Here is a 16,868-nt window from a genome sequence, read left to right as displayed (position 1 = left end):
GGTCAGGATTTCGGTGGACACGGGGACCTCTCAGTACTGCCGCTGCGGCAGGGCGGCCTTGGCGGACGCCTGGTCGAACTCGGTTTCCTGGGTCTCGATGCGGGCGGGCACCTGCTCGCCGGCGGCGACCTTCTTGACCAGGTCCATCAGCTGCGGGCCGAGCAGCGGGTTGCACTCGACGACGTGGTTGATCTTGCCGTCGGCCAGTGCCTGCAGCGCGTCCTTCACGCCGTCGACCGAGACGATCTTGATGTCCTTGCCCGGGACCTTGCCCGCGGCTTCGATCGCCTCGATGGCGCCGAGAGCCATGTCGTCGTTGTGGGCGTAGAGGACGTCGATCTTGGGCTGGGACTTCAGGAAGGCCTCCATGACCTCCTTGCCCTTGGCGCGGGTGAACTCACCGGTCTGCGACGCGACGATCTTGTACTTCGGGTCCGCCGCGATGACGTCCGCGAAGCCCTTCTTGCGGTCGTTGGCCGGGGCCGAACCCGTGGTGCCTTGCAGCTCGACGATGTTGACCTGGCCGGTGGCGCTGCCGAACTCCTTGGTCAGCCACTCCCCCGCCTTCTTGCCCTCGGCGATGAAGTCCGAGCCGAGGAAGGTCTTGTAGAGGGACTTGTCCGGCGAGTCGATCGCCCGGTCGGTGAGGATGACCGGGATGTTGGCCGTCTTGGCCTCCTTGAGGACGGTGTCCCAGCCGGACTCCACGACCGGCGAGAAGGCGATGACCTTCACCTTCTGCTGGATGTAGGAGCGGATCGCCGAGATCTGGTTCTCCTGCTTCTGCTGCGCGTCGGAGAACTTGAGCTCGATGCCGGCGGACTTGGCCGAGTCCTGGATCGACTTGGTGTTCGCCGTCCGCCACCCGCTCTCGGCGCCCACCTGGGCGAAGCCGAGCGTGATCGCCCCGCCGGAGCCACCGGAGGAGCCCCCACTCCCGCAGGCGGTGAGCAGCACGAGTCCGGCCGCCGCGGCCGCCGCGGCGGCCCATCGCTTCTTCAGCACGTTCACTCCTCGATCGACGGTGATCATTTCTGTTAGCGTTAACATTCGGAGCTGGTCTTCTTCGGTGGGGCGCGCGTACGAAGCTAACGCGGCCCGGTGCTTTCGCGGACGATCAACTCGGGCACGACCAGGGCGCGCGCGTGCCGGTCGCCCCCGTCCATCCGCTGGGTGAGCAGGCCGAACGTGCGCCGGCCGACCTCGATGAAGTCCTGGCGCACCGTGGTGAGCGGCGGCGTGAAGTACGCCGCCTCGGGCACGTCGTCGAAGCCCGCGACGCGCACGTCCCGCGGCACCGAGATGCCGGCTTCGGCGAAGGCGCGCAGCAGGCCGAGCGCCATCTGGTCGTTGCCGGCGAAGACGGCGTCCAGGTCGCGTTCCTTGGCGAGGGATCGCCCCGCCTCGTAGCCGGAGCGCGAGCTCCAGTCGCCCTGGATGACCTGCGGCACGTTCGCGCCGTGGCGTTCCAGGGTTTCCCGCCAGCCGGCCTCGCGGTCGCGGGCTTCCAGCCAGTCCTCGGGCCCGGCGACGTGCCAGACGGTCCGGTGCCCGAGGGCCAGCAGGTGTTCGGTGGCCCGGCGGGCGCCGTCGCGCTGGTCGACGGAGATGACCGGAACCGGTGCCGTCTCCCCGCCGCCGACCGCGACGACCGGGAAGTCCGCGGGCGCGGCTTCCAGTGCCCGGCCGGCGGTGACGTGCGGGGCGATGACGATGATGCCTTCGACGGCTTGGCGGCGGAGGTTCTCCACCGCGTCGGCGATCGACGACCGGCCCGGGCGGCTCACACTGGAGATCGTGATGGCGTACCCGGCTTCGCGGGCGGCGTTCTCGATGCCGTAGAGCGTGCTGGCCGGACCGTACAGATTGGACTCGAGCGCGACGACGCCGAGGGTCCCGGTGCGCCCGGTGACGAGCGCGCGGGCCGCGGAGTTCGGGCGGTAGCCCAGTTCCTCGATGGCGGCGAGCACCCGGGCGCGGGTCTCGGGCCGCACGGGACCGGTCCCGTTGATGACCCGGGAGACGGTCATGTGCGACACGCCGGCCACGCCGGCGACGTCGGTCAGGCTGGGCTGCCGCGTACCGGCCGCGGTCACCCGGACGGGGCCGCCGGAGCGGGGTCGTTCGGCCACCGGCATCCCCTTTCGCACACCTCGTCGTGGTCTCCGTCACCCGTTCGGGTGGCGGCGAGGAGTCAGTGTTAGCGATAACACCTGCGGGGTCAAGCCTGGGTCGCGTAACGGTCTAGTCACGTGCGTTCACCGGCCGGCAACGTCGCCGACCAGCGGAGGACGCCGTGGGGAATTCACCGGTTGGACGGCGCGGCGGTGTTCAGGGGGCATGTTCGGCCCGCACCCGGACGCCGTGAACGACTCTTCCACCGCGTCCGGCGAGATGAACGACTCGTTCATGCCAACCGCCACCTGAACGACTGCGCCAAAGGCGAGAGGCCCCCGAGAACAGACACCGACGAGAACCCAGACTCCCCCGCACCCCGATCCGAAGCCAAAACACGGCCGGCAGCACCGGGTCAAGGCATCTTTCCCGCCTTGACGCGGTGTTGCCGGCCGTAGTCACAATGACAGCTTCGGGGTGCCGGAAGGGCTTTGGCAGAACAGCTGTTCCAGCCCGACACCACCGCCCGCGGAACGCTGGACCGAAGAGGCGCTTCAGCAGAATGCCGAGCTTCGGTGGTCATGAACGAGTCGTTCATGACGTCTGCGGTCAGAAGGCGACCGAAGCCGCCACCGGAAGGTGGTCGCTGCCCGTCCCGGGCAACGTCCACGACGCCACCGGCCGCAGCCCCACCACGAAGACCTGGTCGATCCGCGCCAGCGGGAGCCCGGCCGGCCAGCTGAACCCGAAGCCGTCCCCCGCTTCCTCCTGCGCGGACGTCATCCGCGCCGTGATCGGGGCCAGGGCCCGGTCGTCGGCCGTGCCGTTGAAGTCGCCGACCAGTACCTTGCGCGCGGACGGCTCTCCCGCCAATGCGTCGGCGAGCAGGCCGATCGCTTCGTCGCGGCCGTTCGCCGTGAAGCCCGCCTCCAAGCGGACCCGCACCGAAGGCAGGTGTGCGACGAACACCGCCACCGGGCCCTTCGGAGTGTCCACTGTGGTCCGCAGCGCCCGCGTCCACGGCATGATCGCGACCGGTTGCGTGTCGCCCAGCGGGTAGGTGCTCCAGATCCCGACCGTGCCCTGCACCGAGTGGTGCGGGTAGCCCGCCGCGAGCGCGTCTTCGTACTTCGGGATCTCGGACTTCTTCAGCTCCTCCAACGCGATCACCTGCGCCCCGGAAGCGGCCAGCGCTCGCGCCGTGCCCGCCGGGTCCGGGTTCTCGTCGTTGACGTTGTGCGAAACGATCGTGAGGTCGCCGCCGGCCTCGGTCTTGTCGAACAGCCGGCCGCCGAAGAAGCCACCCCACACCAGCGCCGGCAGCAGCAGCGACACCAGCGCGAGCGCCGAACGCCGCAGCAGTGCCGCCACGAGCAGCGGGAGCACGAGCAGGCCGGTCCACGGCAGGAACGTCTCGAGCAGACTGCCCGCGTTGCCCACCCAGTTGGGCACCAGCGAATGCGCGAGCAGCAGCAGCGCCGCTAGTGCGGAAAACACCGCGATCACCCGGCCGCGGCGCCAGGTTCCGCGGTCCGGCGCCGTTTCGAGCACCGCCGTCATCGAGTGGCCGCCGGCAGTTCCCGCTGGATCGCCGCGATGAGCGTCCGGCTGTTCTCCAGCGCGGCCCGCAGCCCCTGCGCCGGGCTCCCGCCCGGGCTCTGGTGCAGCACGACGCCGAGGATGAGCGCGCCGCCGGGCCCCTTCGCCGCCCACATCAGCGCCCCGCCGGCCGCGGTCGACGAACCGGTCTTCAGCCCGATCACGCCGTCCCGGCCGAGGAGGGTGTTCGTGTTGACCACACCGGGCACGCCGTCGACGCGCAGGCTCGTCGTGGCGACGATCTCGCGGATCACCGCGTTGCGCATCACCTCGCGAGCCAGACGCAGCTGGTCGGTGGCGGTGCTCGTCGTCGAGTCTTCGACGCCGCTGGCGCCGGTGTAGGTCGTGTCGGTCATGCCGAGCGCGGCCGCCTCGCGGTTCATCTTCCCGACGAACTCCTCTTGCCCGCCCGCGTCCCAGCGCGCAAGCAACCGGGCGGCGTTGTTGCCGGACGGCACCAGCATCAGCGCCAGCAGGTCCCGCTCACTGACCTGCCGACCCGCCCGCAAGGACACGGTCGACTCCTCGCGGGACGTCGATTCGGCGTCGGCCTGCTCGTCGACGGTGATCATCGGGCCCGCCTCGCCCGGGGCGAGCGGGTGGTCCTTCAGCACCACGTACGCGGTCATCACCTTGGTGACGCTGGCGATCGGCACCGGCCGCTGCTCCCCGCGGCTGCCGAGCGAGCCGAGGCCCTGCACCTCGGCACTCGCCTGCCCGTCGGCCGGCCACGGCAGCGGCAGGTCGACGGCGGGCCGGGCGGCACTCGCGCGGCCGTCCACCGAGGGCGGGAACAGGACCCAGCAGGCCGCGGCGAGCGCCACCGCGACGGCGGCGGACAGCCCGCCGGCGACGGGCGGGATGCGGGTACGGGCCATGGTTCTCCTCCGGGTGCCGGGGCGCTTCGTGAGCGCGCACCGTCACTGTGTCCGGGGAAGATCGCCGGGCCGTCGGGGTTGTTCGACAGGTCTGAACCAGAAGTGTCCCGGTTCTGTACCAGAAGACGTGGCGCGGGACCGGCTCCCCTCCGCCGCGCACGGAGGAAAGCCGGTCCCGCTGTCCCGGCCGCTCAGCTCACGTGGACGTAGTCGACCACGAGCTGCTGCGGGAACTGGGTGCTGCCGTCGGGGTCGCCGGGCCAGTAGCCGCCGACCGCCAGGTTCAGGATCACGAAGAAGTCGTGGTTGAACACCCACTGGTTGCCGCCGACGTCGGCCGGCGTGCGGGTCTGGTAGGCGTTGCCGTCCACCGACCACACGATGCGGTCGGTGGACCAGTCGACCGCGTAGGTGTGGAAGTCGTCGGAGAAGTTCGGGCCGTTGTAGGCCGCGCCGATGCCGCCCGAGCCCGAGTAGCCCGGGCCGTGGATGGTGCCGTGCACGGTGTTCGGCTCGAACCCGACGTTCTCCATGACGTCGATCTCGCCGCACTGCGGCCAGCCGACGCTGCCGATGTCGGAGCCGAGCATCCAGAACGCGGGCCACATGCCCTGCCCGCGCGGCAGCTTCATCCGGGCTTCGACGTGCCCGGACGACGCGGTGAACTTGCCGGAGGTGTTGAGCCGCGCCGACGTGTACTCGCAGGCGCCGTACCAGCAGTTGTTCCCGCTGTTCTCCTTCTTCGCGGTGATCACGAGGTGGCCCTGGCCGTCGAGCGCCGCGTTGGCGGTGCCGTCGGTGTACCACTGGCGCTCGTGGTTGTTCACGTTGTCGCCGGTTTCGTGGACCCACTTCGAGCCGTCGACCCCGCTGCCCGCCGGGCCGTCGAAGTCGTCGCTGAAGCTCGCGAAGGTCCGGGCCGGCTCGGCCTGGCTCTGCGGTGCGGTCACCACGGCACCGGTCACGAGCAGGGCCGCGGGCACCGCCAGCAGGCGGGCGGTCCGCCGCCATCGGGCGGAGTTCCTGGTCGACATCGTCGTCGCCCCTTCCGTTCCGCGGGCGACGGCTGGCGGCTCACCGGCACCCTATTTGTTGTCGAACGCAACAAAGTATGAACGGGCCGGTGGCGAAGAACAAGGCTATCCGGTCGGACATTTTCCGACGAGTACCCGATGGTCCGGACCATCGGGTACTTTCGGGCACCTCACGCGGCGGGGCGCTGGATGCAGTCGAGGCCGAGCCCGACGCCGGTGAGGACGTACTGGCAGATGTGCGACGCGTGCGCCTCGTCGGACTGCGTGCAGGCGACCGGCACGCCGAGCAGGTCGACCGAGCAGTAGGCGTAGAACTGGGTCGAGCTGCCCGGGACCGGGTCGGCCGACGCCGGAGCCGCCGTGGCGGCCACCGCGGAAACCGTGAGCGCCGCGGCCGTCGCCCAGGAAGCGATTCGGGTCTTCATCGTGCTCTCCTTCCGCAATCTCCCCTGCGTGTCAGGGGTTTGTGCTGATCAAGATTCCCCGTCCGGACCGCGTTCAGCTCCGGGTCACCGGAAAGTGTCACGCCGGCGGTCCGCGAACCGAACAGCTCGTGAACTTCACGCTGGGTGATTACGTACCTTCGTCGGTGTCACCGCGCGGCTTCGGGTCCCTACGCTGGCGCTGCCCTGCCGAGGTCCCCTGGAGGCTCCCGTGATGGCCGACCCGCACGAGCTCACCCGACGCAGCTTCCTCGGCGGGGTCGCCGCCGCCGGCGCCCTCGGCGCCCTGCCGCCAGGTATGGCCGAAGCCCTCGCCGAACCGCGTGTCTCCGGCAGCCTGTCGGACGTCGAGCACGTCGTGGTCCTCATGCAGGAGAACCGATCCTTCGACCACTACTACGGCACGATGAAGGGCGTCCGCGGCTACGGCGACCGCTCGGCGATCGTCCAGCCGAACGGCCAGAACGTCTTCTACCAGCCCGATTCCGGGCGCAGCGACGGAAAGTACCTGCTGCCGTTCCGGGTGGACACGACCAAAGTGGACGGTCAGGACCTCGGCGACCTCGGCCACGGCTGGGCCGACCAGCACCAGGCGATCGCCGGCGGGGCGAACAACGCGTGGATCCCCGCCAAGGGGGAAATGACCATGGGCTACTTCGGCTCCGGTGACATCCCGTTCCACCGGGCGCTGGCGGACGCCTTCACGGTGTGCGACCACTACTTCTGCTCGGTCCAGGGCCCGACCACGCCCAACCGGCTCTACCTGTTCACCGGCACGATCGACGCCGACGGCAAAGCCGGTGGTCCGGCGAACTACAACCCCGCCGACTACCAGCCGGTCTTCAGCTGGACGACCTACCCCGAACGCCTGCAGCAGCACGGCGTTTCGTGGAAGGTGTACGCCAACAAGGAGGTCGGCGACGCGAGCGGCTCGTTCGTCGGCGACTACGGCGACAACCCGCTGTGGCTGTTCAAGGCCTACCACCAGGACTACAACTCGGAACTGTCCAAGCGGGCCAGCGTGTTCAAGACCTGGGGACCCGATTCGGGACAGGGCAGGGACGTCGACCACGTCCTGGCCGAGTTCAAGGCCGACTGCGCGAGCGGCGCACTCCCCCGCGTCTCGTGGGTCGTCGCGCCCTACGGTTACTGCGAGCACCCCGAAGCCCGCCCGGTCGACGGCGCCGCCTACACCCAGACCGTGCTGAACGCGTTGTGGGCCAACCCGAAGCTGTGGGAGTCCACGGTGGTCCTCATCAACTACGACGAGAACGACGGTTTCTTCGACCACGTCGCCCCGCCGATCGCGCCGGCCGGCACCGCGGGCGAATACGTCGGCGGCAAGCCGATCGGGCTCGGCGCGCGCGTGCCGATGACCGTGATCTCGCCGTGGAGCCGCGGCGGCTGGGTCAGCTCCGAGGTCACCGACCACACGTCGGTGCTCCGGTTCCTCGAGCGCTGGACCGGTGTCGCCGAGCCGAACATCAGCGCGTGGCGGCGGGCGCTCTGCGGCGACCTCATGACGTGCTTCGACTTCGGCGGCCCGAACGTGCAGATCCCGCTGCTGCCGGACACCGCAGCGCTGCGCAAGCAGGCCGACGACACCCAGAAGAAGCTGCCGAAGCCGGCGCCGCCCGCGACCGGGAAGCAGCAGGTCCCGGTGCAGGAAGCCGGCACCCGCCCGGCTCGCGCCCTGCCGTACCGGCCGCTGGTCACGACGTCCCTGAGCGCCGACCGCAAGATCCTCACCACGACCTTCGCCAACCAGGGCACCGCGGCCGTGCAGCTGATGGCCTACCGCAACGACGGCCAGACCGACGGCCCGTGGCCCTACGACCTGGCCCCGGGCGCGCAGGTGAGCGACACCTGGCGGATCCAGCTCTACGGCGGCGGCAAGTACGGCGTGGCGGTGCACGGGCCCAACCGGTTCCGCTGGGTCCTCGCCGGGGACGCGAACAGCGCGGGCGCGGCTGTCGACGTCCTGGGGAATTACACGACCGAGAACAAGCTGCGGCTGACCATGCGCAACAGCGGCACGACCGCCGTGCGCGTCACGATCACCGCGAACCACTACCGCACCGACGGCCCGTGGACGTACTCGCTGGCCGCGGGCCAGACCGTGACCGACGACTGGAACCCGGTCGCGTACGGGAACGGCTGGTACGACCTGTCCGCGACGCTCGACGCCGACCCGAAGTTCCTCCGCCGCTTCAGCGGGCACCTCGAGACGGGCGCGCCGAGCGTCACCGGCTAATGCGTTCACATCCATGACGGACGTTCAGCTCATTGACGCACGTCACATCCGTGACCTATAAAGGGAAAGTCCGGGTGTCCGCCGCACACCTCCGCTGTTCCCTTTTCCGGAGGCCATCGGTGTCCCCACGAACCCGTCATGCCGTTCTGCTCGGTACCGCCGTCGCCGCGGTCGCCGTCGCCCTGACCGGCGGCGTCACCGCGCAAGCCGCCGCGGCGAACCTCTCCGCCACCTTCGCGCGGACGTCGGTCTGGACCGGCGGCTACGGCGCCGGCTACACGATCGCCAACCGCGGCGACGCGCCCGCCACCGGCTGGACCGTCGAATTTGACCTGCCCACCGGCACGGCGGTGAGCAGCTCGTGGAGCTCGGTGCAGACCCGGACCGGGCAGCACTACAAGTTCACCAACGCCGGCTTCAACGGCACGGTCCAGCCCGGCGCCACCGCGAACTTCGGCTTCAACGTCGCCGGCTCCGGGCTGCCTACGGGCTGCACGGTCAACGGCCTCCCGTGCGCGGGCGGCCAGGTCACCACGACCCCGGCGACGACGACCACCACCCCGGTACCCACGACCACCACGACTCCCCCGCCCGCCGGCGACACCGTGAACGTCGCCACCGCCGCCCAGCTGCAGTCCGCACTGGCGAACGCGGCACCCGGCCAGGCGATCAAGCTCGCGGCCGGGACCTACCGCGGCTCGTTCGTCACGACGAAAGCCGGCACCGCGGCGAAGCCGATCACGCTGTCGGGTCCGGCGAACGCGGTCCTGATCAACGACGGCCCGAGCGGCGACGCGCCGGACTGCCCCACGCCGACCGCGGGCTGGGATTCCGGCTACGGCCTCTGGCTCTCCGGCGCGCCGTATTGGAACCTCGTCGGCTTCACCGTGCAGGAGTCGAAGAAGGGCATCGTCGCCGACGACTCGCCGCACACGACGATCGACGGCGTGACCGTCCACCACATCGACGAGGAGGCGATCCACTTCCGCCGCTCCTCGGCCGACAGCGTCCTCAAGAACTCGACGATCACCTACACCGGGCTCGTGCAGCCGGGCTACGGCGAAGGCGTCTACCTCGGTTCGGCCAACTCGAACTGGGCGTGCCACGGCAACTCCGGCGGCGTCGACCGCGGGGACCGGATCCAGGTGCTGGACAACCACATCGGCCCGTTCATCGCGGCGGAACCCATCGACGTCAAGGAAGGCACGTTCGACGGGGTGATCCGCGGCAACACCTTCGACGGCCGCGGCATCTCGGGCGAGAACTCGGCCGACTCCTGGATCGACGTCAAGGGCATCGGCTACACGATCGAGGACAACACCGGCACGTTCGCATCGCCGGGCACGTTCGCCAACGGGTACGAGAACCACAACACGAGCACGTCCCCGTCGTTCGACAACGGTTGCGGGAACGTGTGGCGGAACAACAAGTCCGACCTCGGCGGCGTCGGCGCCTACGCGATCAGGATCAGCTCGGTTTCGAAGTGCGCGGCGAACCCGAACGTGGTGTACGCGTCCAACACGGTGACGAACGCCAAGTCGGGCCTGACGAACATCCCGGTCACGCCGTAGCTCACAGGTGCACGGCGAGCCAGAGAGCCACCCAGGCCGCGGCGGCGAGCAGCGCGCCCGCCGCCGCGGCGAGCAGTACCCGGCGCAGGCCGCGGGCGGGTTTCGCGGGCGTCTCGAGGTGGTCCATGAAGTCGATCATGACCCACGCGCGCCGGGTGCGACAGCCGGCGCGCCCGTCCGGGCGACCCCTGCGCGGGGTACCCCGGACGGCGGCGACGCACGTCACTCCCGGCCGCGGAACACCACACCCGCCGAAGCGTTGTACAGGGTGTCGGTACGGCGGTGCCCCCGGGCCTCACCCCTTGCCTTCACGGAATACCGGTAACGCAGGAGCCGTGTCGTGCCTTCCGCCGCGAGGCGGCCCCCGTACCGGCCCCAAAACCCCCGTTCCCACCCGGGCCTCCCCCGTGCGCCCGGGCGGGAGCGGGCCTACGGCACGATCGAGTCGACGTACCCGCCGTCCACGCGCACGGCCGCGCCCGTGGTCGCCGAGGCGAACGGGGAACTCAAGTACACCACCAGGTTCGCGATCTCTTCGGGCTCGATCAGGCGCTGCAGCAGCGATTGCGGGCGGTGCTTCTTCATGAACTCGCGCTGGGCTTCCTCCCACGGCAGGTCCTTGTCGACCAGCTCGTAGACGAAGTCCTCGACACCGCCGGTGTGCGTCGGGCCCGCGATCACGGCGTTGACCGTGACGCCGGTGCCGGCCGCGTGCTTGGCGAACCCGCGCGAAACCCCGAGCAGCGCCGTCTTCGACACGCCGTAGTGGATCATCTCCGCCGGGATCACGACCGCGGAATCGCTGGCGATGTACTGGATCCGGCCCCAGCCGCGCTCGGTCATCCCGGGCAGGTAGGCGCGCGTGAGCCGCACCGCGGCCAGGACGTTGACCTCGAAGTAGCGCCGCCAGTCGGCGTCGGTGATGTCGAGCGGCTCCTGGGCGCCGAAGATGCCGAGGTTGTTGACCAGGATGTCGGCGTCCGGCACCTCTTCGACGACCTGGGCCGCGCCGGCTTCGTCCGAGACGTCGCCCGGCGCGGGGAGCAGGTCCGCGTCCGGCTGGTCCTCCTTCAGGCGTGCGATCGCCTTCGCGACCCCCGTCTCGCTGCGGCCGTTGATCGCGACCCGCGCGCCCGCGGCGGCGAGCCCCGCCGCGATCGCCGAGCCGATGCCCTGCGTGGACCCGGTGACCAGGGCCGTCTTCCCGCTGAGGTCGACCCGCATCGTGAAAACCCTTTCTCGCGTCGGCCGGTCCCCCGGCCGATTCAAGCACAGGCGCCCGGTGCGCACCGGCTGGAAATCCGGTTGCCCGGCTCGGCCCGCCGCTACACCATCTGCGCATGACCTCTTACCGCACGCCGCTCCTGCCGACCGTCGCCGCGACCACCGCGCCGGTCCAGCAGCAGCCGGGCCGGCCGCGGAGGTCGATCACCCCAGCGCCGTGACGGGCGCGCTGCTCGCCGGCCTGCTGGCCGGCTACGGCATCGCAATCCCGGTCGGCGCCGTCGCCACTTACCTCGTCGCCCTCACCGCCCGCACGTCGCTGCGGACCGGCTTGGCCGCGGCGCTCGGCGTCGCGACGGCCGACGGCGTGTACGCGCTGGTCGCGGTGCTCGGCGGGGCGGCGATCGCCGGGGTCGTCGCGCCGGTCGCCGGGCCGTTGCGGCTGGTCTCGGCCGGGGTCCTGGTCGTGCTGGCGGTCCGCGGCGCCGTGCTGGCGCTGCGCTCGCACCGCGGCACCACCGCCCGGCCCGTGACGCCGCTCGCGCCCGGCCGCGCCTACGTCAGCCTCCTCGGCATCACGCTGGTGAACCCCACGACGGTCGTCTACTTCACCGCCCTGGTCGTCGGAGACCGCGCCGGGGACGCCGTCTCGGTGCTCGACCAGGCCGTCTTCGTGCTCGCCGCGTTCGCCGCCTCGGCGAGCTGGCAAGCGCTGCTGGCCGGCGGCGGGGCGCTGCTCGGACGTCTCCTCACCGGACCGCGGGGCCGGCTGGTGACGGCGCTCGCCTCCAGCGCGGTGATCACGGCACTGGCCGTCCGGCTTGTCCTGTCTTGAGCGGAAAACCGTTGTGGTGTAACGGTTTGCCCGGTTCTCGGCCGCACGGACGAAGACGTTCGGCGGCCGGTTCCGCGGCTAGCCTGGGCGGGACGCGGACGGGAGGCGGCCATGACCATGCCGATGGGGACGGTGTCCGGCTGGGACGTCGCGGGCGCGACACTGCTCGTGCTCTGGGCGCTGGCCATGTGGGCCGCGGTCGGCGTGCTGGCGTACGCGAACCGCGGGCCGGTGCGGCCGTGGGTGTACCGCGGCTCGGTCGCGGTGATCGGCGTCGGCGTGCTCGGCCAGCTCGGGCACGTCCAGGAGCACGTCGCCCAGGTCGGCTACTGGCTCGGGCACCCGAACTCCCCGGCGTGGATGACGCCGTGGGGCACCGGGCTCGCGAACGGCCTGCAGCTGCTCCTGCCCGAACGGAAGACGTTCGGGATGGAACTGCTGCACCTGACGGGCAACTTCATCTTCCTGGCCGGTCTGACCGGGGTCATGGTGATCACGCGGCGAGCGATCGGGACCCGCGCCCGCCGCTGGGCGAAGATGGGTGTCTGGATGCAGGGCCTGCACGGGCTCGAGCACCTCGTCCTCACGCTGTCGATCGCCTTCGGCGCGCCCCGGGCGATCGGGCTGTCGACGTTCTTCGGTCTCGTCGACGCGGGCCCGGGGCTGACCACCTACCGCGTCTGGTGGCACTTCGCCGCGAACGTCGTGGGTTCGATCATCTTCGGGCTCGCGCTGTACCACCTGTGGCGCGAACGCCGCGAAGTCCGCGCCACCTTCTTCCTCCGGCCGGTTCCCGCGGTCACCGAGCGGGCGGCGTAGCGCAGGTCAACGTCGGCAGCGCCCAGTCGGCGTGGTCGTTGCCGTTGCCGTCCCCACCGTCGCCCACCAGCAGGTCCAGGACCTGGGCCCCGGTGACGTCGACGTCGATCGGGACGGCCGCCTGGCCACCGCGGACCACCGGCGTCGTCACCTTCGTCGCCCCGTCCGCCGAGACGCTGAAGCTGACGCTGCCGCCGGTGCCCGTCTCGCCGTCCACGCCGACGGCCGCTGTCAAGCGGGTGCAGGCGCCGGCCAGGTAGAGCTGGACGTCGCTCGCCGCGTGCGCGCCCAGGCCCTTCGCGTACGCCACTCCGCCGATGGTCATCGGCTTGCCGTCGCCCGCGTTCGCCTCGCCGTTGCTCGTGTCGCGCTCTACCGGGCCCCAGCCGTTGGTCGCCGTCAGGAAGGGCAGCGAGCTCACCGCCACCTGCCCCGCCGGGGGTGCGGGTGGCACCGCGCCGACGATCCGCTCGTCCGAAGCCGAGCCCGGCCGACCGGCCTGCCGGTACGCCACCGCCACCTCCAGCGCCGAGGTGTCCACTGTGGAGGGGGCCGTGACGGGCCAGGTGAAGGTCGCCGCCCTTCCGCCGTCGATCTTCACCACCGAAGGCGGGGACGCCGTTCCGACGCTCCACCCGGCCGGCGCGGTGAGCACCGGCTTGACGTCGAACGCCGGCGGCGCGCCCGCCGCCACCCGGACCGTCGCCGAAGCGGTGAACCGCTGCCCGCCGGACGCGGTGTCCGGCGCGGTCAGCGACACGGTGGTGGCCGACGCCGCCGGCATCGCGTACCGCGCGGGGTCGAAGCCCGGCGAGGCGTTCTGCCGCACGGTCAGCGGCGAGGAGTAGCTGCCGTAGTTCGTCCACGCGATCTTGCCGAGGCCGCCGGTGCTGCCGTCGAGGTTCCACACGGCGACGGCGATCGTGTTGTGCCCGTTGGGGTTCAGGATTCCGTTCGGGATCGGGAAGCTGTGCTGCGGCCCGAGGTAGTTGACGTACTGGCCGAGCTGCCAGCCGTTGACGAACAGCAGCGCCCGGTACTGCCGGGCCGGATCGTCGGTGATCGTCAGGCCGAGTGAGGTGTCCTGGCCGCGCGGGAGGTCGAGGTCCGCGGTGGTGCGGTACCAGGACACGCCCGGCGTGCTGTCCTTGGCGGGCAAGGACGCCGACGTCCAGCGGCCGTCGGGGAAGCCGGGCAGCGACCAGCCGGCGCGCTCGCCGTACAGGCCGCCGGTGTTGAGCGGCCCGCGGACCGGGTCGAGCCCGGTCTCGCCGCCCCGGACGCCCTGCAGCCGCCAGGTCACCGACGTCAGCGGCGCCCCGGTCAGCCGGGCCGAGGTGAGCCCGCGCGCGGCCTTGTTGCCGTTGCTGGCGCCGTAGTCCTCTTCGTGCCCCATGTTCACGGTCAGCACGGAGATCTCGTTCTCGCCCGGCTTCAGCGATCCGGCCGGGAAGGGAAACGTGTGCTGCGGATCCGTCGAGCTGCCGAGGAAGACCCCGTTGAGCCACGCGGAAAACGCGCCGGCCGGGCCGCCGCTCTGGCTCGACAGCGTGATGCCGGTCTGCTTCCCGTCGCCGGTGAACCGGCCGCGGTACCAGGTGTTGCCGGTGTGGAAGCCGTAGTCGTCGGCGAAGAGCACGGGTTTCGTGCCGAGCGTCGTCGAGCTGTTGGTGGTGTCCTTGTCGGCCACCGGCCACGCCGAGTCGTCGAAGCCGGGCTGGCTCTCCGGAGACTCCTGCTGGTGCTTCCAGCCGGTCAACGCGGGCAGCGTCACGGCCTTCGCCGTCGGCGCGGCGGCGGCCAGGCTGCCGCTCGAGGTCGGGGTCACGGCAACCCGGGATCCGTTCCACGACAACGACTTCTCGGCCGCGAAGACCTCGAACGCGCCGTCGGTGCCGGTGTCGCCGGTCAGGCTCAGCGTGCCGTGGTCGTCGGCCGCGGTGCGCACCAGGTGGGTGCCGCGGACCAGCACCGGGCCCGCCGCCGTGTCCTGCCGCCAGAAGGTCGCCGCCGTAGCCTTGTCCGCGAGCAGCAGGAGCAGCGGCCGCGCACCGGGCGCGGTGACGAGCACCCGCGTCAGGCCGTCGTGGGTGTAGTTCAGCCGCAGGTCGCCGCGGGTCGCGTCCCAGGTGGACGTCGCCGCGCCGCCGAGCACCTGCACGGACGGCTGCTGCGCGAACCGCAGGACGGTCTCGCCCGGCCCGCCCTTGTCTCCGTAGAGGACCGCCACATCGCGGCCGCCGATCGTCGCGTTCGTCATGATCTCCGACGTCGAGTACTGCAGCCGCGTCCGCCCGAGGTCGTAGCCGGCGACGACGATCTTCGACTGGCGGCCGTTCAGGGTGATCCCGGTGCCGGGCTGCTGCGGGACGACCGGGTAGTAGTCGCCATTGCCGGTCAGCAGGTCGACGGCGTCCACGACGACGAACGACCCGGTTGCGCTCGCGTTCTTCTGCCCGGTGACGACGATCTTCAGCGTGTGCGCGCCGGCAGGCAGGCCACGCACCTCGTAGCCGGTGACCTGGTTCTGCTTGCTGCCGGCGTAGAGGTCGACACTGTCCACCTTGGACCCGTCGAGGTAGACGTCGGCGATGCCGTGGTTGCCGTCCTTCGACGTCACCCAGCGGATTCCGCTGCCGGTGAAGGGAATGCTGACGCTGTCCCCGGCGACCTCGGAGAACGACTCGGTGTGCTGGTAGTCGCCGCCGGTGTAGTTCACCTCGGGCCCGACGTGGCTCCAGGTGCCGGTGTAGCCGACCTCGGCGCCGCGGTCGTCGTAGGTGTAGCCGGCGTGCGCGGCGAGGTCGAGCGCCATCGTGGTGGTGTTCGTGGCGGTGGACGTCGAGTCGCTGTGGCGCAGGGTGTGGAACTGCGTGCGGGTGTCGGGGTTGATCCGGGCGGTGTCGGTGAGGGCCGGGTCGGTCAGCGGGGCCTGGGCCAGCCCGTCGGTCTTGGTCAGCGGGGCGACGGACTGGGTGAAGTAGCCGATCAGCTTGTCCTCGTCGTACTTCGGGTCGAACTGACGGCCTTCGGTGATCGCGGCGCCGTAGTCGTAGGAAGTGTAGTTCTGCGGGATCGCGCTCCAGCCCCACGACGTGCCGCCGTGCAGCATGTAGAAGCTCTGGCCGGTGGCGCCGACGGCGATGTTCTGCTTGTAGAAGACGTTCGCGAACTGGTCGTTGATCAGCTGCGCGCACTTCTCGTAGCCGGGGCCGCCCCACGGGTCGAAGGCGCCGCCCTGGAACTCGGCGGTGATCAGCGGCTTGCCGGGGACGTGGTCGTAGCTGATGTCCGGGACGCCGTTCCAGCGCGTCGGGTTCGAGCAGTCGAAGCCCTGCGGGTAGGAGTCGGCGGCGTCGACGTCGAGCGCTGCCTCCCCGGCGTTGAAGGTGCCGTTGTTGTTGCCCACCAGGGGAACCGTGATGCCGTCGGCGCGGGCCTTGTCCTCGAGGTGCTTCATGTAGGCGCGGCCGTCGGCGTTGCCGTTGTAGTACTCGTTCTCGACCTGGTAGGCGAGCACGCTGCCGGTGCCGTTGGTCAGCTGGTGGCGCGCGATGATCCGGTCGATCTGCGTCTGCCACTCGTCGGAGTACTTGAGGTAGACGGGGTCGGCGCTGCGCGTGTGGCCGGGGGTGGTGGACAGCCACGTCGGGAAGCCGCCGCCGTCGACCTCGGCGTTGATGTAGGGCCCGGGCCGCGCGATGACGTAGAGGCCGGCCTGCTGGGCCATGTCGAGGAGCTTGTCGAGGTCGCGGACGCCGGTGAAGTCGTAGACGCCCTGGCGCGGCGAGTGGTAGCCCCAGTCGAAGTAGAGCGAGGTCGCGTTGAAGCCGGCGGCCTTCATCTTCTGGAAGATGTCGAGCCAGAGGTCGGGGCTGGGGAGGCGGTAGGAGTGGAACTCGCCGGACCAGAGGTAGGTGCGGTTGCCGTCGACGAGGAAGGAGTAGCCGTCGTAGGTGACGGTGTGGGCGGCTTTGGGCGGCGGCGCGGCGGTGGCTTGCGGGACGGTCAGCCCGGCGAAGGCGAGCACGGCGACGAGCAGGGTCCGGACGACGGCACGCATGCGGGGACCTCCAGGAACGACGCTGAACCGAAC

The 16,868-nt window shown here is 70.9% G+C and carries 12 protein-coding genes and 1 pseudogene; 4 read left to right on the top strand and 9 right to left on the bottom strand.

Annotation, left to right across the window (positions count from 1 at the left end; translation table 11 throughout):
* Nucleotides 1–30: 30 nt before the first annotated feature.
* The 6 genes and pseudogenes from ACERZO_RS12365 to ACERZO_RS12340 all read right to left on the bottom strand — a co-directional run bounded on the left by ACERZO_RS12365 (nucleotide 31) and on the right by ACERZO_RS12340 (nucleotide 6,051).
* Nucleotides 31–1,032 carry an ABC transporter substrate-binding protein gene (locus ACERZO_RS12365; RefSeq protein ID WP_372664739.1) on the bottom strand — a complete coding sequence of 334 codons (1,002 nt, stop codon included), beginning with the start codon at nucleotides 1,030–1,032 and terminating at the stop codon, nucleotides 31–33.
* 56 nt (nucleotides 1,033–1,088) lie between these two features.
* The gene (locus ACERZO_RS12360) at nucleotides 1,089–2,138 is read right to left on the bottom strand and encodes a LacI family DNA-binding transcriptional regulator (RefSeq protein ID WP_372664738.1); all 1,050 of its coding nucleotides are present in this window, start codon (nucleotides 2,136–2,138) and stop codon (nucleotides 1,089–1,091) included.
* A 586-nt stretch (nucleotides 2,139–2,724) separates the two neighbouring features.
* A complete protein-coding gene (locus ACERZO_RS12355; RefSeq protein WP_372664737.1) occupies nucleotides 2,725–3,675 on the bottom strand; it encodes an endonuclease/exonuclease/phosphatase family protein in 951 nt (316 codons plus the stop codon).
* Nucleotides 3,672–4,592 carry a D-alanyl-D-alanine carboxypeptidase family protein gene (locus ACERZO_RS12350; RefSeq protein WP_372664736.1) on the bottom strand — a complete coding sequence of 307 codons (921 nt, stop codon included), beginning with the start codon at nucleotides 4,590–4,592 and terminating at the stop codon, nucleotides 3,672–3,674. The genes ACERZO_RS12355 and ACERZO_RS12350 overlap by 4 nt, the downstream gene beginning before the upstream one ends.
* Nucleotides 4,593–4,786: 194 nt before the next feature.
* A pseudogene (locus ACERZO_RS12345) lies at nucleotides 4,787–5,626 on the bottom strand (glycoside hydrolase family 16 protein); the annotation flags it as partial.
* Between the two features lie 170 nt (nucleotides 5,627–5,796).
* Entirely contained in the window at nucleotides 5,797–6,051 is a 255-nt protein-coding gene (locus tag ACERZO_RS12340) for a hypothetical protein (RefSeq protein ID WP_372664735.1), read from the bottom strand.
* A gap of 232 nt (nucleotides 6,052–6,283) precedes the next feature.
* Between ACERZO_RS12340 and ACERZO_RS12335 the strand changes: the two genes are divergently transcribed.
* Entirely contained in the window at nucleotides 6,284–8,323 is a 2,040-nt protein-coding gene (locus ACERZO_RS12335) for a phosphocholine-specific phospholipase C (RefSeq protein ID WP_372664734.1), read from the top strand.
* Nucleotides 8,324–8,442: 119 nt separating this feature from the next.
* Nucleotides 8,443–9,894 (top strand): cellulose binding domain-containing protein, encoded by a 1,452-nt coding sequence (locus tag ACERZO_RS12330; protein ID WP_372664733.1) that lies wholly within the window; start codon nucleotides 8,443–8,445, stop codon nucleotides 9,892–9,894.
* Between the two features lies 1 nt (nucleotide 9,895).
* On the opposite strand, the gene ACERZO_RS12325 is transcribed toward ACERZO_RS12330, so the two are convergent.
* The gene (locus ACERZO_RS12325; RefSeq protein ID WP_372664732.1) at nucleotides 9,896–10,021 is read right to left on the bottom strand and encodes a hypothetical protein; all 126 of its coding nucleotides are present in this window, start codon (nucleotides 10,019–10,021) and stop codon (nucleotides 9,896–9,898) included.
* A 302-nt stretch (nucleotides 10,022–10,323) separates the two neighbouring features.
* A complete protein-coding gene (locus tag ACERZO_RS12320) occupies nucleotides 10,324–11,118 on the bottom strand; it encodes an SDR family NAD(P)-dependent oxidoreductase (protein ID WP_372664731.1) in 795 nt (264 codons plus the stop codon).
* A gap of 217 nt (nucleotides 11,119–11,335) precedes the next feature.
* On the opposite strand from ACERZO_RS12320, the gene ACERZO_RS12315 reads away from it, so the two are divergent.
* Together ACERZO_RS12315 and ACERZO_RS12310 are read left to right on the top strand one after the other, a co-directional pair.
* Nucleotides 11,336–11,953, top strand: coding sequence for a LysE family transporter (locus ACERZO_RS12315; protein ID WP_372664730.1), 618 nt, complete (start codon nucleotides 11,336–11,338; stop codon nucleotides 11,951–11,953).
* A gap of 111 nt (nucleotides 11,954–12,064) precedes the next feature.
* Nucleotides 12,065–12,772, top strand: coding sequence for a DUF6008 family protein (locus tag ACERZO_RS12310; protein ID WP_372664729.1), 708 nt, complete (start codon nucleotides 12,065–12,067; stop codon nucleotides 12,770–12,772).
* Here ACERZO_RS12310 and ACERZO_RS12305 read toward each other — a convergent pair.
* Nucleotides 12,753–16,835 (bottom strand): beta-galactosidase, encoded by a 4,083-nt coding sequence (locus ACERZO_RS12305; protein ID WP_372664728.1) that lies wholly within the window; start codon nucleotides 16,833–16,835, stop codon nucleotides 12,753–12,755. The two genes, ACERZO_RS12310 and ACERZO_RS12305, sit on opposite strands and share 20 nt — an antisense overlap.
* Between the last annotated feature and the right edge of the window lie 33 nt (nucleotides 16,836–16,868).

It is taken from the genome of Amycolatopsis kentuckyensis, assembly GCF_041679295.1.
Taxonomy (GTDB): domain Bacteria; phylum Actinomycetota; class Actinomycetes; order Mycobacteriales; family Pseudonocardiaceae; genus Amycolatopsis; species Amycolatopsis kentuckyensis_A.
The sequence above is the reverse complement of the archived record's forward strand: the minus strand, read 5'-3'. Positions and strand labels throughout refer to the sequence as shown.

Bases quoted from the DNA above. Each gene is read 5' to 3' on its own strand.
- ACERZO_RS12365 (WP_372664739.1), bottom strand. From the start codon at position 1,032: ATGATCACCGTCGATCGAGGAGTGAACGTGCTGAAGAAGCGATGGGCC.
- ACERZO_RS12360 (WP_372664738.1), bottom strand. From the start codon at position 2,138: ATGCCGGTGGCCGAACGACCCCGCTCCGGCGGCCCCGTCCGGGTGACC.
- ACERZO_RS12355 (WP_372664737.1), bottom strand. From the start codon at position 3,675: ATGACGGCGGTGCTCGAAACGGCGCCGGACCGCGGAACCTGGCGCCGC.
- ACERZO_RS12350 (WP_372664736.1), bottom strand. From the start codon at position 4,592: ATGGCCCGTACCCGCATCCCGCCCGTCGCCGGCGGGCTGTCCGCCGCC.
- ACERZO_RS12340 (WP_372664735.1), bottom strand. From the start codon at position 6,051: ATGAAGACCCGAATCGCTTCCTGGGCGACGGCCGCGGCGCTCACGGTT.
- ACERZO_RS12335 (WP_372664734.1), top strand. From the start codon at position 6,284: ATGGCCGACCCGCACGAGCTCACCCGACGCAGCTTCCTCGGCGGGGTC.
- ACERZO_RS12325 (WP_372664732.1), bottom strand. From the start codon at position 10,021: ATGGACCACCTCGAGACGCCCGCGAAACCCGCCCGCGGCCTGCGCCGG.
- ACERZO_RS12320 (WP_372664731.1), bottom strand. From the start codon at position 11,118: ATGCGGGTCGACCTCAGCGGGAAGACGGCCCTGGTCACCGGGTCCACG.
- ACERZO_RS12310 (WP_372664729.1), top strand. From the start codon at position 12,065: ATGACCATGCCGATGGGGACGGTGTCCGGCTGGGACGTCGCGGGCGCG.
- ACERZO_RS12305 (WP_372664728.1), bottom strand. From the start codon at position 16,835: ATGCGTGCCGTCGTCCGGACCCTGCTCGTCGCCGTGCTCGCCTTCGCC.